The 16,990-nt window shown below is 59.8% G+C and carries 12 protein-coding genes; 8 read left to right on the forward strand and 4 right to left on the reverse strand.

The features are described 5' to 3' along the window. Positions 1-81 precede the first annotated feature (81 nt). The 7 genes from PQ467_RS15995 to tnpC all read left to right on the forward strand — a co-directional run bounded on the left by PQ467_RS15995 (position 82) and on the right by tnpC (position 9,865). The gene (locus tag PQ467_RS15995; protein WP_274174356.1) at positions 82-1,335 is read left to right on the forward strand and encodes a metallophosphoesterase family protein; all 1,254 of its coding nucleotides are present in this window, start codon (positions 82-84) and stop codon (positions 1,333-1,335) included. Beyond that, complete coding sequence (locus PQ467_RS16000) at positions 1,322-4,864, forward strand: YhaN family protein (RefSeq protein ID WP_274174357.1); 3,543 nt, start codon at positions 1,322-1,324, stop codon at positions 4,862-4,864. Before PQ467_RS15995 ends, PQ467_RS16000 begins: the two co-directional genes overlap by 14 nt. Before the next feature lie 149 nt (positions 4,865-5,013). Beyond that, positions 5,014-5,202, forward strand: a complete 189-nt coding sequence (locus PQ467_RS16005; RefSeq protein WP_274174358.1) for a hypothetical protein — start codon at positions 5,014-5,016, stop codon at positions 5,200-5,202. Further along, a complete protein-coding gene (locus tag PQ467_RS16010; RefSeq protein ID WP_274174359.1) occupies positions 5,199-7,586 on the forward strand; it encodes an AAA family ATPase in 2,388 nt (795 codons plus the stop codon). The genes PQ467_RS16005 and PQ467_RS16010 overlap by 4 nt, the downstream gene beginning before the upstream one ends. 32 nt (positions 7,587-7,618) lie before the next feature. Beyond that, positions 7,619-7,957, forward strand: coding sequence for a transposase (locus tag PQ467_RS16015; protein ID WP_274174360.1), 339 nt, complete (start codon positions 7,619-7,621; stop codon positions 7,955-7,957). Between the two features lie 26 nt (positions 7,958-7,983). Further along, the gene (gene tnpB, locus PQ467_RS16020; protein WP_274173093.1) at positions 7,984-8,310 is read left to right on the forward strand and encodes an IS66 family insertion sequence element accessory protein TnpB; all 327 of its coding nucleotides are present in this window, start codon (positions 7,984-7,986) and stop codon (positions 8,308-8,310) included. A 31-nt stretch (positions 8,311-8,341) separates the two neighbouring features. After that, positions 8,342-9,865, forward strand: a complete 1,524-nt coding sequence (gene tnpC / locus PQ467_RS16025) for an IS66 family transposase (protein WP_274173092.1) — start codon at positions 8,342-8,344, stop codon at positions 9,863-9,865. A 214-nt stretch (positions 9,866-10,079) separates the two neighbouring features. Here the strand turns inward: tnpC and PQ467_RS16030 are convergent, their stop codons facing one another. Further along, a complete protein-coding gene (locus PQ467_RS16030) occupies positions 10,080-11,858 on the reverse strand; it encodes a hypothetical protein (protein ID WP_274174361.1) in 1,779 nt (592 codons plus the stop codon). A 389-nt stretch (positions 11,859-12,247) separates the two neighbouring features. Further along, positions 12,248-12,814, reverse strand: coding sequence for a hypothetical protein (locus PQ467_RS16035; RefSeq protein ID WP_274174362.1), 567 nt, complete (start codon positions 12,812-12,814; stop codon positions 12,248-12,250). A 239-nt stretch (positions 12,815-13,053) separates the two neighbouring features. Between PQ467_RS16035 and PQ467_RS16040 the strand changes: the two genes are divergently transcribed. After that, positions 13,054-14,088, forward strand: coding sequence for an IS110 family transposase (locus PQ467_RS16040; RefSeq protein WP_274174363.1), 1,035 nt, complete (start codon positions 13,054-13,056; stop codon positions 14,086-14,088). A gap of 946 nt (positions 14,089-15,034) precedes the next feature. Here the strand turns inward: PQ467_RS16040 and PQ467_RS16045 are convergent. Then, positions 15,035-15,958: a Gfo/Idh/MocA family protein gene (locus PQ467_RS16045; protein WP_274176188.1), complete on the reverse strand. Its 924-nt coding sequence runs from the start codon at positions 15,956-15,958 to the stop codon at positions 15,035-15,037. An 18-nt stretch (positions 15,959-15,976) separates the two neighbouring features. Then, on the reverse strand, positions 15,977-16,969 hold the full coding sequence (gene araD1 / locus PQ467_RS16050; protein ID WP_274174364.1) for an AraD1 family protein: 993 nt from the start codon (positions 16,967-16,969) through the stop codon (positions 15,977-15,979). Positions 16,970-16,990 lie beyond the last annotated feature (21 nt).

Below are 16,990 nucleotides of genomic sequence, written 5' to 3' on the forward strand. Positions count from 1 at the left end.
ACTTTCCTCAAATGCCATGGACTGATTTTCACGAGACATTTTAGGGTGGTTCGTGCCATGCTGGTAACGGGAGGCCTTCGATTGACCGAATTCACCTTTGTTCATGCCGCGGATCTTCACCTCGATAGTCCCTTACTTGGATTGGCGGGTAAATCTGCGGAATATGCCGTGCGCGTCGAGGCGGCGTCGCGCGAAGCCTTCGATAACCTGGTTTCCCTTGCAATCGAGGAGGACTGCCGGTTCATGCTGTTGGCCGGTGACATTTTCGATGGCGATCTGCGTAACTTCCAGACTGGTCTTTATTTTATGGAAGGGATGCGCCGGCTGGGCGAAGCCGGCATCGCAGTATTCATGGTCCTTGGAAACCATGACTCCGCCAATCGTTTTGCCGACAAGCTGTCCTTATCGGGCAATGTCCATGTCTTTCCCAAGACCAAGGCAACCACGTATCGTCTCGATGATGTCGGGGTCGCGATCCATGGGCGGAGCTTCCCCCGCCCGGACGTTTCCGAAGATCTGGCGCGCGAATATCCGGCATCAACCGAGGCCATGTTCAATATTGGTGTTCTCCATACGGCCTGTGCGGGCAGCGAAGGTCATCACGCCCGCTATGCGCCCTGCACGCCCGAGCAACTCACCAATCATGGCTATGACTATTGGGCGCTAGGCCACGTTCACGCCTATGCCGTGCTCGGGGAGCACCCGCACATCGTATATCCCGGCAATCTTCAAGGCCGACACCCTCGTGAGACGGGGCCCAAGGGCGCGGTCCTAGTCAAGGTCAAAGACGGCAGGGTCACTAGCCTCGAGCATCGCGCGCTGGATGTGGTGCGCTGGGCATCGATCACAGTTGATGTGTCGGGAACGAGCGAACACCCTGAATTACTGGATCTCATTCGCGGTCATATCGCCCAATGCGCTGAGCAGGCCGACGGACGGCCAATTGCCCTGCGCCTGACAGTGACGGGAACGACATCGCTTCATTCCAGATTGATCCTCGAGCGCGCCGTCTTCCGCGAGGACTTGGAGACATTGCTGGCAACGCTTTCGGATGATGTGTGGCTCGAAAAGCTGAGGTTGGAAACGGCCCATCCTGAGGCGCCGGACGCCGTCGATCCTACGGTGGCAGGAAAGCTTGATCAGGAAGTGACCCGCCTCAGCCAAGGCAGCGCGATTGCACAAGTTCTTGATGCGCGGCTTTCCGAGATTCGAACGAAACTGCCCGCAGGAGCCCATGCCGATGCATTCATTGAGCAGATGCGCGCCGAGATACCCGAACGCGCCGCAGCCCTTGCACGCAGTCTAGTCAGCGAGGCTGGTCATGCGCCTGACTGAACTCAGCCTTGAGAAATATGGCGGCTGCGCCAGTCGCGAGCTCTCCATTCCGAAAACGGCTGGCCTCACAGTGGTGTACGGTGCCAATGAGGCGGGCAAGAGCACCTGCCTCGAGGCGATCAGCGACTTTCTGTTCTCGATCCCCAAGAATACCCAACGCGGCAGCTTGTTCGGATATGATGGCATGCGCATCCGGGCTTCGATGCTGATGGCTGATGGCAGCACGGTGACGCTCAAGCGCCGCAAGGGCAACGGCAAGACACTGGCTGACCTTTCTGGAACAGCATTCGATGACACCGTCCTTGCGCCGGTGCTGGGCGCCATCACACGAGAGCGGTTCGAGGCACTCTTCGGCCTGAACCATGAAACCTTGCGCAAAGGCGGGGAGCGATTGCTTCACGCCGATGGCGACATCGGGCGTCTGATCGTCGAAGCAGGCGGCGGCTTGCGCACGCTGGTATCTCGCCTCGAAGGTATCGACAGCGAAGCGGACAAGCTCTTCGATACGAGGCGGTCGGTAAATCGTGTTTTCTACCAGCAGCTGACGGCATTCGAGGCAGCCGAAAAGACGGCACGCGGCGCGCAACTTACGCGGGAAACCTTTGAGCAGACGCGCAAGGCATCGCTCGCAATGGCGGAAAAGCTCGAGGCCCTGCGCATCGAGAGGCGCAGCCTCGGCGCGTCGACCTCCCGGCTGGAGCGCGTCCTGCGCGTCGCACCCCACTTGCGTCAGCTGGCCGGCCTGACGCAGGATCTGGTCTGCTACGACGATGTCGCGTCCTTCCCGGATGATTTCGCGGCCAAGATGCGGACTGCCGTGGACCAGCGCAACAAGGCTGAAGCGCGGCTCGAGGGCGCGATTGAGCGGCGGGACCGCCTGAAGGCACGGCTTGATGCGCTGGTGGTGAACCCGGGTCTCAAAGCCGCCGAACAGCGGGTGCGTGATCTGGCTGAACGCGCCATTCACGTCAGTAAGGCCCGGTCCGATCGTGCCAATCGTCAGCGCGAGATTGATGACGGCGAGGCTCAACTAGCGGCGCTGCGCCGGATGCTTGGCCTGCCGGCCGATGCGGACCTTGCACCACTGATCCCGGACCAGTCTTCCCTCAATCTTGTGCGCTCGGCTGCCGACGAGATGGTGGAGCGCCGTCCAGGTCTAGCCTCTGCCAGAAAGCGCCTTGGCGAATTGGTGGCTTCGCTTGCGGTGATTGACGATCGTTTGGAAACGGCACGCCAGGCAGGGCATAATGCTCCGCCAGAGGCGTCGTCATCGGCCTTTGCTAGCCTTGCGGCCCAGAAGTCAGCACACCAAGCACGTCAGCAGGCGCTGGATACTGACAACGCAACATTGACTGGACGGCTCAAGGCTCTGGACTTCGATACCATCGATGTTCTTGCCACCCTGCCATGCCCCAGCGTTGACGATATTCGCAGCGAGCAGGCCGCGCGCGAGACGTTAACGTCACAGATCGAGGATCAGGCCAAGCTTAAGCGGCAGGCCGAACGCGAGATTTCAACCGGAGAGGCTGAGATTGGCTCGCTTCAAGCGTCCGGGACCATTGCAAGTGACGCGTCACTTGCCGAAGCGCGCACTCTGCGCGCCGATGCTTGGCGGCCGATAAAATCGGCATATGTCGCGGGACATCTGCCCGATGACGCCACCGCTCGCCTTGCCGTTGCCGACGACCTGGAATCGGCAATCGTGTCTGCGGACCAACTTGCCGATCGCCGCGCCGCAGAGGCAGAACGGGCTGCATCACTTGCACTCGCATTGCGGCGCGTGGCAGACGCAAGGACTGATGTCACGGTGGCAGAGGCCCAGATGGCCGCACTTGTCGCGCAGTTAGAAGTGCGCACCGGGCAATGGGGAAACAGTTTCCCGCAAGTACAAGCCAAACATCCGGAACTGGCGTCACTGCTTCAATTTGCCCAGGCTCGGCAGCTGGTGCTGGACGAATCGGAACGGCTACGCACTTCGTCGAATGCGTTCGCAATTGATGTGGCCCAACTTGCCCCGACCGTCGAGCTGCTCGAACGGGTCGAACAGAGCCGCAAGCTCGATTCTACACTGTCGTTCTCAGCTCGAGTCAGCGCGGTGCAAAACGCCATCTCCCTGCACGAACAGGCCCATGCCGGATATGTCAGGGACATGCGAGACCGGGAGGATTTCGAACGGCAACACAAGCTGGTTGAGGCGGAAGTTCAACAATTGTCGGACGCACAGGCTGCCTGGGACGCAGCATGGCCTACGACGACAGGTGCGCTGGGGCTCAAACCCGACATTTCGCCGACAGATGCCAACAGTGCGGTGACTGAATGGGTCGGCGCACGCGGTGTCCTTTCGGCAATAGGGCAGACCCGCCAGCGGCTAAAGCGCATGGACGAAGACGAGACGAACCTTACAAAGGATGTCAGTAGCCTCGCGACCGAACTCGCCATCGAGATCGGCGAAGACTGTGTGGTTGCAGCGCAGATGCTACTGGCCCGGTTTACCGACAACGCCACCGCGCAAACCCAATATGACGGGATACTCCCAGACTTTGAGGAGGCGAAGGTCGAGGCTGATCAGGCACAAGAGGCTCTCGGCACCGCTCGGGAGGTGCTGGCTAAGCTCGCGGCTTCGGTAAAACTCGATGGCAGCGATGATGGGATCCTTCTGGACGCAGCATCACGGTGTGAAGCACACATGGCTTTGCGCAATGAGATCGTTCTGGCGGAACGCACCGCGACGGACGTGGGCGACAAGCTTGATCTCGCTGCCTTGCGAGCGGAATGGGATGAACGCGACCTCGATGAGGTTCGCGCGGAACTGACCGAGCAGACCTCGCGTGCTACCGAGATCGAGAGCGAAATCGAGGCAGCCATTCTCGCCGAGAAGGCCGCGAAGGACGACCTTGCTGCCTATCTGAGCCAGAACGAGGTCAATCACGCCGTTGCTGAACGCGAGGCGGCGGCAGCGCAGATGCATCTCGCCCTCGAACGCTATCTCGAGTTGTCGGTTGCGCGCGAATTGGTGACATCGGCCATGGCAACGATCCGCGCAGAACAGCAAGATCCGCTGATTTCGCGGGCAGGCGAACTGTTCACGGCGACGACACTCGGTGAATTTGCTGGCATCGAGACAGATATCGATGACAAAGGCCATCCTGTCGTAGTCGGACGGCGCGCCAATGGTGGTACTGCTGCGGTCGGTGCCATGAGTGATGGCACACGCGACCAGCTTTTCCTCGCCTTCCGGTTGGCGAGTCTTGAGAATTATGCCAGTGCGACGGAGCCGCTGCCCTTTATCGCGGACGACATTCTCGTGCATTTCGATGATGAGCGCAGCCGGTCCACGCTCGACCTGCTTGCCGAGTTTGGCAAGACCAACCAGGTCCTGCTGTTCACACATCATCGCAGTGTCCGGGACCTCGCCGAACCGCTGGTACAACGAGGCCTTGCCAACATCATCGACCTAGATCTTGCGGCGCAACGTCGTTCCGACCAACAGTCAGCCATTCAATCCAGCCACCGTGGTCGTTCGCTCTAGCCTGACGCTGTCAATGGGACACCCCGAAGCAGTCCTGCAGCAAAGCGTCCCATTCGCGGTCGTTCAGTCTCACCCAGTTGGATCCCGAAACTTTGCGAGTCTGCAAAATTTTGACTTGCCTTGTGGACGCCATAATGAAGAATTGCGTCATGGATGAAGACGCACAGCAAGAGCCTGAACAATCGGTCGCCAATCGCGTGTTATCGAGGTTCATCACGGCGGTTGGGGAAGACGAAGCGCTGTCTGAGGTGGCCACGCGCTTGAAACCCGTCTTGCTCGATGGCGATACAGTCAACGAAGCCTCATTGCGTCAGGCAATTTTCGGCGACGATTCATGATCACCGTTGAGCGCATCAAAATTGAAGAGTTTCGGGGTATCCGCGACCTGACCGTTGATCTCGGCAACAAAAATTTTGCGGTGTGTGGCCCAAACGGAACCGGTAAGAGCGGCATCGTTGATGCTCTCGAATTTGGCCTGACCGGCACGATTTCTCGTTTGGTCGGCAAAGGCCGCGGCGCGCTGTCGGTCAAAGAGCACGGCCCACACGTTAATAGCCGTGTTCATCCTGAAAAAGCTGTAGTGACGCTGGAGGTCTCGATCCCGAGCCTCGGGAAGAAGGCGACCATCACCCGTAACGTCAAATCCCCCAAGGCTCCGAAGATCACGCCCGATGACCCAGCAATCCGGGCAGTGTTTGAGCATGTGCAGCACCACCCGGAATTTTCGCTCTCGCGGCGCGAGATCATCAAATATGTTCTCGCTGAACCCGGCGTCCGCGCTGAGGAAGTGCAGGCGCTGTTGCAACTCGATAAGCTTGATACCACCCGCAAACTGTTGCTGAAGATATCCAACGCCGCGACGCGCGATTTAAAGGCTCTGGAAGGCGAGCGTGACCGTGCTGCGACCCACTTGATGAGCGCGCTTGGCATTGCCGAAATCAAAACGTCGACCTTGCTGGTCGCGGTGAATGTCAAACGGGCAGCATTAGAACTTCCCGCCCTTACCAAACTCGAACCGACCACATCCATTCGCGACGGGCTGGAAACGCAGAGTGGCGTATCCGCCGTGCCAAAGGTTCCTAAGGCCCAAGCCAAAACTGACATTGCCAATGGGCTTGCCTCACTTCAAGCGATCAAAACGCCGGAAACCGAAGTGGCATGGTCGGGCGTGGTCGATGCGCTCAAGGCACTAAAAGTGAATGAGGCCAAGCTTGCCGACATAACCCGCGACGGAATGCTTGCCACTGCCCTTACACTTTTCGATGAAGAACAATGCCCCGTCTGTGAAACCGAGTGGGAACCAGCCGAGTTTCGTGCCGTGGTCGAGGCTCAACGTGAGCAATTGAAATCAGCGGCGGCCGAACGCAAGCGTGTCGAGGCATTGATCGAGCCCATCGTCGTTGCTTTGGAAGGTCTTCGACCGATGTTGCGTCAGTTAGCTGTCTATGCCCGCGACCTACCTACCCCGCTCGCATTTGAGCCATTCGCGGTGGTGGCAAAGGAAGCCGATCGCCGTGCTGAAGTGCTGCGCAACTTCTTGCCGATGGACGACTCGATCGCGGCGCTCGACACCGATTGGGAGGACGTCCATCCGGCGCTTGACCATATCGCCACGCTCTCCGCGAGCGTCGAAGCTCTGCCGGAGCCGACCGACCGCGACGCAGCACGCGATTTCCTGACAGTAGGGCAGGAACGCTTGGAATTGTGGCGTCAGGCGATGACAAAATATTCGGCGGGGAAGGCTAAAGCCGACGCCGCCGCCAAAGTGCACGCACTGTATGGCGCGACCACCGATAAGGCGCTCGAAGCAATCTACAAGGCGGTAGAGGCAGAGTTCCGTAGTTATTACCGCGACATCAACGGTGACGATGAAAGCAAGTTTGAGGCACAATTAACGCCCTCGCTTGGCAAGCTCGGCTTCGAGGTCGATTTCTATGGCAAAGGCTTTTTCCCGCCGGGGGCCTATCACAGTGAAGGCCATCAGGACGGCATGGGCCTATGCCTCTACCTTGCTTTGATGAAGCACCTGCTGGGCGATAAGTTCACCTTCGTGGTGCTGGACGACGTATTGATGTCGGTTGATGCCGGACACCGGCGTGAAGTTTGCACCTTACTTAAAACCAAGTTTCCCAAAACCCAGTTTGTGCTCACCACCCACGACCCGGTGTGGTTAAACCACATGAAGAGTAGTAAGCTCGTCCCAGGCAAAAGCGCAGTTACCTTCCGCAAATGGCATGTCGACCACGGCCCGCAGGAATGGAAGCAGACTGATGTATGGGCCGAGATTGATCAACTGGTTGCCAACAACGAGATACGCGCCGCCGCCGGTCAATTACGGCATTATCTTGAATATGCTGCGGCCGAATGGTGCGCGCGCTTGGGTGGTCGCGTAGAGTATCGCAGCGATGGCAAATACGAACTGGGCGACCTGTTGCCCGCTGCCATTGGCGCAATGAACGAACTCTACAAGAAGGCTAAAGCGACCGCGCAAAGCTGGAGCGACAAAGTCCGCGTTGACGAGATCAACGGCTTTCATACGACCTTCACCGCTGCAGTGACCCAATCGCAAAGTGAGCAATGGGAAATCAACCCCGCCGTCCATTTCAACGGTAAGCGCCGTTCCGGCCCCACCTTGCGCGGATTTATGGCTGTTGCAGATGGGCGTGCATGGATGACACGAGGTTTGCGAGCGCACTGGACACCGACACTGAAGCGGCTCTGAGGCCGGCTCGGCGGGTTGAAGTTCTGACCGAGATGGCCGGACGGCGGCGCATCTGGACGCTGGAAGAGAAGTTGGCGCTGGTGGCCGAGATGGAGCGCTGCGGTAATATCGCGGCGCTGTCTCGGGAGCGCGGCGTCAGCACATCCTTGCTCTACACGTGGCGGCGTGAATTGCGTTATGCGGCTGAGGCCAGCCAACTGCCTCCACGCCAGGAGCCCATGTTTGTGCCGGTGGTGGCCAAGGCCTCGCCATCTGTGCCCGGCGATGGGATGGTGGAGGTGGAGATCGGCGGGACCTTGGTACGGATCGGACCATCGGTGCGGATCGATCTTGCGGCGGCCATCCTTCAGGTGCTGCGTGCTGCACCATGATCGGCATCGGCCAGAGCACGCGGGTCATGGTAGCCACGCGCCCGGTGGACTTCCGCAAGGGACCAGATTCCTTGGCTGCGCTGGTGGGTGCCGATTACGGCGGCGATCCCTATTCCGGCGTGATTTATGTATTCCGGGCCAAGCGGGTGGACCGAATTAAACTGGTGTGGTGGGACGGCACTGGCCTTTGCCTGATGGCCAAAAGGCTGGAGAGCGGTGGCTTCAAATGGCCGGGCATTCAGGATGGTGTCATGCGCCTGACATCGGCACAATTGGGCGCCTTGTTGGAGGGGCTCGACTGGCGCCGCGTGCATGGCGGGCGCAAGCCCATTGCCCCGCAAATTGCCGGTTGACGGGGCCTTCAGACGCTGATTCAATCCGTTCATGCTGATGGAAGCGGACCTGCCTGATGACGTTGAAGCGCTGCGTGCGCTCGTCCTCGAGCAGGCTCGCGAGCTCGAAGCGCTCCAGCATTTCAGGGCCCGGGCAGAACGCCTGCAGGCAATCATCGACGCCCTCCAGCGCCACCGCTTTGGCCGCCGATCCGAACAACTCGATCCTGACCAGTTCGAACTGGCCCTTGAAGACATCGAGACCGCGCTGGCCGAGGCCGAACAGGCCCGCGACAAGGCAAGCCGCACATCGCCGCCACGCCCGCGCAAGACCAATCGCGGATCCTTGCCTGCTCATCTCGAGCGGATCGAGCAAACCGTCGATGTCGAGCATAAGGCCTGCCCCTGCTGTGGCGGCGGGTTGCACCAGATCGGCGAGGATGTCTCCGAGCGCCTCGATGTGGTGCCCACAACCTTCCGTGTGCTGGTCACGCGCAGACCGCGTTACGGCTGCCGCTCGTGCGAGAGCGCCGTTGTGCAGGCCCCGGCACCAGGGCGTATCGTCGAGGGTGGCATCCCCACCGAAGCACTGATCGCGCAGGTGCTGGTGGCAAAATACGCTGATCACTTGCCGCTGTACCGGCAGGCGCAGATCTACGCCCGCCAAGGCATCCAGCTTGATCGCTCGACGCTGGCCGATTGGGTCGGGCGGGCAGCATGGTATTTGCGTCCCCTGCGTGACCATATTCTCGAACGGTTGCGTCAATCCGAGCGCCTGTTTGCGGATGAGACAACCGCACCAGTCCTTGAGCCGGGGCGCGGGCGAACCAAAACCGGCCAGATCTGGGCCTATGCGCGCGATGATCGTCCATGGGGCAGGATGGATCCGCCGATGGTGGCCTATGTCTATGCGCCAGATCGTAAGGCAGAGCGGCCAGAAGCCCATCTGGGCGGTTTTGCGGGCATTCTGCAGGTCGATGGCTATGGGGCTTATGCTGCGCTGGCCAAGCGACGCCAGCAGTTGCGGCTTGCCTTCTGCTGGGCGCATGTGCGCCGCAAATTCTACGAGTTGAAGGACAAGTCGCCGGTTGCCCTCGAAGTGCTGCGCCGCATTACCTTGCTCTATGTCATCGAAGCGGACATTCGCGGCCTGTCTGCCGAGCAGCGCAGGGCAGCACGCCAGGAACACAGCCGCATCCATGTCGATGACCTTCACCAATATCTCGACGCGCGGCAGCGGCAAGTCAGCGCCAAGTCCAAGATCGGCGAGGCTATCAATTATGCGCTCACCCGCTGGGACGGCCTCAGCCGTTTCCTCGACGATGGCCGCATCGACCTCGACAGCAACACCGTCGAACGCAGCATCCGGCCCTTGGCCCTTAATCGCAAAAATGCGCTCTTTGCTGGTTCCGACGAAGGCGGGGACAACTGGGCGGTGATCGCCACCCTCATCGAAAATTGCAAACTGTGCGGCATCAACCCGCACACCTGGTTGACCGAAACCCTCGCCAAGCTAGCCAACGGCCATCACGCCACACGCATCGGTGAGCTCATGCCCTGGGGCAATGTGGGCTGAAAACAGCGCTTACTTTCAACGAATGGGCGAACCTGCAGCGACAGGATTTTGAGCCGGTGGTCGCCGCCTTCAAACAATTGGAACGCGAGTTTGAATGCCCTGTATGCGGCGACTTGATCTACGTCGTGCGAACAGGCAAGACTAAGGAGGTAGCGCGCTGCGGCTGCGCGAAGGTCAATTTGAACTTGAAGTCGAAGCCTAAGGATGCTGCCACCTAGGATCCGGTATCCACATCATACGCCTTCTGCTCAACATGTCTCTGGTCAAGGACGTGGACGATGGCTGCAAGTGAACTGACCACGGCGATCAGGAGGTCCCGCCCCATCGTGATCGGAGGATTCCCTTCATCAATGTCGAGAAGCTGGAAAAATTTGGTCTGATCGCTCCTTGGCAGATGGGCATCGGCTAGTCGCAGTTCATAGGCCGCAAAGAGCGGTCCCATGAGCTTGTGAGCGAGAGCAGGCGAGCATAGCGTCGACAAAGCCAACTCGAGCGATTTCAGTCCCCCGCGTTTCTCGCCTTTCGGTGGAGGAGCAATCTTTTGGGCCGCCGCCACGTCAATCGAGTCCGCAGTAAGTCGAGCTACGTCCTTGGCGAGGGCGAACAATCCGGGCCGATCCAGTGATCGAAAGCGATGAACCCTTCTTCCAATCTCCACCGCTTCTGCGTGTGCGCGGAACAATGGAACTTCGAAGTGCTCCTGCCACGCTCGGTTGACCTCTCCTATCATTTTCATGAAATATCGTTCTGGCGCCTTTGTTCTGGCAGGTCGGGCCTCCATCTGGGCCGCGAGCAACTCCGGGCAGACGCCTCCTTCCGGCGACACGTTATGACCAGCCCAGAACCGGCGTTCCCATTCAGGCAGGCGAGCTACATCGCTAGCGTAGACGGTGACAAGCCCGATCGGGTTAATTCCGAAATGGACCGAGGAATCCGATGGCGTCGAAATTCCTCCGGTCTGGCGCGTATACCATTGCAGACTAGCTCCGCGCCGCTTTGCGAGATTGGCGATGAGTTCCGGAGAAAACCATAGCCAGCGACCAATGTCCTCGCTGTAGAGGTCGTCAGCAGTCATACGTTGCCCGTCTGCCTCCACGATAAAAGTCATTTCTGAGGGCACCCTGTCACGGCGGACGCGAAGGCTTGCCTTGGCTGGCTCGATCCATTCGTCTCGCCGGAATTCCGTGCCGACCCTGTAGCGGGTTGGTCCACCCGGTTCGTAGGACCAGGATGCTGAGCTGACGCTGGAGTCGTCGGCAGGACCAACGATGGGGACGTCTTCATCTGCATCGACGTCTGTCCGGCCGGCATGGAATACGGCCACTTTCGACCCGATCGGTCCGCCTTGCCTGTTTATGGCAACTGCGATCTTCTCAAGGCGGCCATCTTCAACGTCCGACTGAACGATGGCTTCCTCGTGGTCCAGCCCTTCGAGCGTTTCGACGACGACCGATCGTTCACGATAGGTCGCAATTCGCAGGGCAGCATTTCGTGCGCACAGATAGTCGCGCAGAAACTCGGCCCGCATCTCCATGGCGACGGGCCTACCATCGTCGCCCTTCCTGAGCCGAACGACTTCTGCATAGTCCTCCTCCGGCCGTACCCAAACGTCGCCCTCACGTAGAAGACGAAGCGCAATTACGATGTCTTGATGTAGGTGCCAGACATCGTGTTGTTCGCCGGTAATGGGCTGTCGTAGCACAAGGCGGAATCCGACGTCGATTTCAGCACTATGGCAGTAAACGTCGCAGGGTTTATAGAAGTTCTCGTCTGGCCAAGGAGTTGCTTCGTGATCGTCCTGCCAACTGAATTGCTCACCCCACTCTCGCTTGTCGAGTGGAAACAAAATCGAATGCGCGCCATCGAACTGGTCGATGAAGCCCGGCTGATTGTACTCTCCCTGCTTCTTGGTCTCCCAAAGGCGCAGCGGAACCCAGACGCCACTCGCGAATCGTCGCTTGATCACCTTGGATAGATCGAGAAAATCCTTCAACGCTCAAGTACCTATGCCAGCTCATCTCTAGCGAGATGATCGACCTAACCATGCGGGAAGTGCAAGCGCCGCCTTTGGCGCGGGAATACAAAATTTGTGGATAGAGATGAAATGAATCTACCTTAAGATAGCCCTGTGATTGCAAGCATTCAGTTAACGGCGACCGCATCCGTCAGGACTTGGGTTGTACGACCTGCCGGAAATTGACCGAGTGGAAGGCGCACTGCTGACTCTCTGCGGAATGAAGCGGCAATGGCTGGTTTTGGCGGAAGTGCCCGCTCAAAGCCCGTTCGGTGAGCGACGGATTTCGGTCGTCTACTGCCATGATAGCGTCCCGGGAGAGGCCGCACTGACAAACGCTCGCTCGCGAGCCCAATTAATTTAGCCGGTCAGCGAAGCTGGCTGACCGCGTCTCGCAAAGTCAGGGCGACTGAAACCGAGAATCCATTTTCGAGCGCCAGTTTGAAAAACTCCTCCGTCGCATGGTGTGGTGTCAGGGAATTTTCGCGGGCAAGCTTTCGGGCAAACTTACCAAGATCAATGGCATCGCGCGGACTGACCCAGCGCGGATTTCCCGCCTTCTTTAGGAAAGCTTCGCGCACATGCTGCGGGAGTTCGCAGCCGAGGAGCAAATAGCGCAGGTGCCTCGCGAAATTCGGATGAGTATAGATATCCTCGCCCATGCAGCCATTGCGTTCGAACAGGCCTTGCCGAGACGCCCTTATTCGCCCCGGATTGCAGTCCGGATCCGTCCAGTACGGCGGCCAATGCGGCGGCATTGCACCGCGAGCATTGAGCGCGGCGAGCAGCGCGGGGATGAGTCGGGCATTGGCCACGTAAATCTCATGGGCATCCGGATGATCGTAGTCATTGTCGAGATAAATGGCATCGGCAAGGCGCCGTTCGGTGTCGCTCAGCGCGATGCGGTACTCACGGTCGGTGGTTAGCATCCGCATGACTTAGCCTTGTATCGAGCATGTGGCGAGAGCGGCGTGCGAGCATTATCCCCAATGCTATCGCCAGTGGATGGGGTGACGCTCCATGCAAACCGCCCAAGGGTTGTTTAGGGACAGCTACGGCTTAGCGAAGGGCAGCTTATTATCTTCGCGTTTTCGAAGCTGATGGGGTGGACGCCCCCCCGGCGGCATCGATGTGCCATAGTGGAGGTGTTGAGCACCACTTAATGGAGGCGTCCGTGTCAGAGGTTATCACGATCGGCTTGGATATCGCGAAGAATGTTTTCCACGCGCATGGCGCGGATGCGGGAGGGCAGATGATTTTCAGCCGCAGGCTGACCAGGGCCAAGCTTCTGGACTTCTTCGCGGCACAACCTGCGTGCCTTGTTGCGATGGAAGCATGCGGTGGCGCACATCACTGGGCACGGCAACTGACCCAGTTCGGGCATAGCGTGCGCCTCATCCCCCCTGCCTACGTGAAGCCCTTCGTGAAACGGCAGAAGAACGACGCTGTCGATGCCGAAGCGATCTGCGAGGCAGCCCAGCGTCCCGGCATGCGCTTCGTTGCGGTCAAAACCGAGGAACAGCAGGCATCTGGTATGGTGTTCCGCACCCGCGACCTGATGGTCCGCCAACGGACCCAACTCATCAACGCTCTGCGTGGTCATCTGGCAGAATATGGTTGGATCGCCCCCAAGGGGAAGATGCACATGAACCTGCTGGCCGGCTTGCTCGACGACGACGAGATGGCCTCGACACTTCCACCGGCTGCGCGGGCCATGCTCAAGGTCATGACCAACCATCTTGAGCGGATCGACGAGCAGATCGCCGATCTTGACCGCGAGATCGCGCGTCGCGCGCGAGAGGACGATACTGCTCGCCGGCTGATGACCATTCCCGGCATCGGCCCGGTCACGGCGGCGGCGATCCTCTCGCTGGCGCCGCCCATCGAAACTTTCGCGAAGGGGCGCGACTTCGCAGCCTGGCTGGGCCTGACGCCATTGCAGCATTCGACGGGAGGCAAACCAAAGCTCGGCTCCATCTCGAAAATGGGCGATCGAACGATCAGGCGTTTGCTGATCATATGCGGCAGTTCGATGGTGCGACAGGCCTGCAGGTTCGGCGCACCGGCAGGCTCCTGGCTCGAGAGCATGTTGGCGCGCAAGCCGCGCATGCTGGTGTCCGTTGCGCTGGCCAACAAGATGGCCAGGATTGTCTGGGCCTTGCTGACCAGGCATGAGGATTTCAAGGCTCCGGCGTTGGTTGCGGCGTAAGCCGAGGCCAACGTCAGAGGTCGTCGGAGACGTAGGCGGTCGAAGGAGGGTATGGCACAACGGTCGGCAAGACCGGATTGGCAAACCAGGGAATGGCAGAGCGCTTCGAGCGCGATAAGCTGATATGGATCCGATCCGCGAACTCCCATACGGGCCCGCAGCATGGCGCTGCACTCAGAGGCCGGACAGATGGCAGCACCCGACTACGTACCAGACCCAATTTTACGCTTGCTTCTTCAGGGGCGTCCACAGATGGCAGAGCGCTTCGAGCGCGATAAGCTGATATGGATCCGATCCGCGAACTCCCATACGGGCCCGCAGCATGGCGCTGCACTCAGAGGCCGGACAGATGGCAGCACCCGACTACGTACCAGACCCAATTTTACGCTTGCTTCTTCAGGGGCGTCCACAGATGGCAGAGCGCTTCGAGCGCGATAAGCTGATATGGATCCGATCCGCGAACTCCCATACGGGCCCGCAGCATGGCGCTGCACTCAGAGGCCGGACAGATGGCAGCACCCGACTACGTACCAGACCCAATTTTACGCTTGCTTCTTCAGGGGCGTCCACAGATGCTATTCCGGTCCGTCCGCACAAGCCGACGACATAAACTTTTACCCCTTCTCCGAGGAATAAGGATACGACTCATGAATCATGCCACCTAACAAAACCCACCTATAAAAGTTCGCATTCCCCGGACACGAACCCAACGCCCTTTTCTCTAAGGGGGTATAAATGAGGGTATGTCAGACTTTAAATTACATAAATTATGCATTTTTATAGATAGTTAAGCCAACCAATTCGAGTGCGTCATCGCACCACGTTTCCCGATATCCGCAGATTTGCTGCCCCTGCCTTGTGGGCATCGAAAAGGGCGCCGTTGCCGCATGGAACAGCGCCCTTTTTAGAATGAACGGGCCGCGCAACAGCGATGCGGCCAAACAGCCTATTCGATAAACGGCTCCACCGCGCGCATATGCCCGCGCAGGAAAGCATCCGCCACATGGCGCAGCGGGGCGATATCGACATCGCTCTGCCCCTCGGCCACCAGGGCTGCGAAACGGGCATAGAGTTCGGGATATTCCCGGTCCTCATCCTCGCGCACGCCCTCGGGCAGGGTCAGCACCGAGCCGCCCTTGGCAAGTTTCAGCGTACCGCCGTCGGTTTCCACAATGATGTCCCAGCTTTGCGGGCCGGTCTGGCGGAAATCCAGATCCATGTGGATCGGCGTCCCCGCGCTGTCGGTAAAGCGCAGGTCCGCCGCAATCGGCGCCTGACAGTTTGAGGGCACCTCCAGCGTGGCCTCGGTCAGAAAGAACGGGCGCGGCAGGATATGCGTGGCGATGGAGAGCGCATTGATGCCCGGATCGAACACGCCCAATCCGCCCGCCTGCCAGATCCACGCCTGCCCCGGATGCCAGACGCGCACGTCCTCGCGCCAGATGATTTTCACATCGCGGATGGTGCGCGCGGCCAGCCATGCCTTTGCCGGTTCGACCCCCGCCGCATAGCGCGAGTGCCAAGAGGCGAAGAGCGTCACCCCGGCCTCATCGGCGATGGTGCGCAAGGATTCGACCTCGGCCAAAGTCGCGCCGGGGGGCTTTTCGAGGAAGACATGAATCTTGTGCTGCAACGCCTTGACCGCCAAGCCATAGCGCACCTGCGGCGGGGTGCAGAGCGCCACCGCATCGACCGCCACACCCGAGGCCAACAGCTCATCCAGATCGGCAAACCACGGCACAGACAGCTCCGGATCATGACGGCTGACCGTGGCCACCAATTCATAGGCCGGATTGGCAGCGATGGCGGGCAAATGCTGATCGCGGGCGATCTTGCCCACGCCGACAATGGCTATGCGGATAGGGGCAATGCTGAGGGCGTCCATGGCTCAGAGCACCTTTACCGAGACAGTCTCCGCCGCCGCGATGGCCAGACGGTTGCGCAAAGGCAGCGCAAAAGGCGCCGCGCTGATTTCAAACTCGTCGCCTTCAACCGTGCGCACTTCGTCCGAGAAGGACAGCGTGGCCGTGCCGAAGAAATGCACATGCACATCGCCCGCGCGGCGGAACAGGCCATATTTGAAATGGTGCTGTTCCAGATTGCCGATGCTGTGCGACATATTCGCCTCGCCCGACAGGAAGGGCTTTTCCCAAAGCACTGCGCCATCGCGCAGGATACGGCTGGTTCCGCGAATGTCGTCCGGCACTTCGCCGATCAGCAGTTCCGCCCCCAGCGCCGCCACGCGCAGCTTGGAATGGGCCAGCCACAGGTAATTGTGCCGCTCGGTCACATGGTCGGAAAATTCATTGGCCAGCGCGAGGCCAAGGCGGAAGGGTGTGCCATCCGGGCCGACGATATAGACGCCCGCCAGTTCGGGCTCCTCGCCGCCATCCTGCGCAAAGGCGGGGCTGAGCAGATCAGCGCCGGGGCCGACCATCTGCGAACCATCGCCCTTGTAAAACCATTCGGGTTGCTGGCCGGTCTGGCCTGCCTCGGGCTTGCCGCCCTCGACGCCCTCAAGGAACATGCGCATCGAATCGGTCAGCTTTTCACCCGCAGCGGCGGCGGCGTGCATCTTGTTGCGCCCTTCCGCCGAACCCAGATGCGTCAGACCCGTGCCGGTCATCCACAGATGCGCCGGGTCTTCATGGTCGATCGGGGCGATCAGGCGACCGGCGGCCAGTTCAGCGGCGATATCCACCGCCGCGCCCTTACCGGCAGCTTCAGCCGCCGCCGACAGCGAATGCCCGGCGGCAATCGCACGCAATGCCAGTTCGCGGGTCGAGGCAACGCCATTGAGGAACCACGCCTGATCCCCATCGGCCAGAATAACGGAACGTGCGCCATCATCGGCGCGATGTTGCAAAAGGCGCTGGGCCATCGTCAAAACTCCTTGCCCGCC

It is taken from the genome of Novosphingobium sp. KACC 22771 (assembly GCF_028736195.1).
Classification (GTDB): Bacteria; Pseudomonadota; Alphaproteobacteria; order Sphingomonadales; family Sphingomonadaceae; genus Novosphingobium.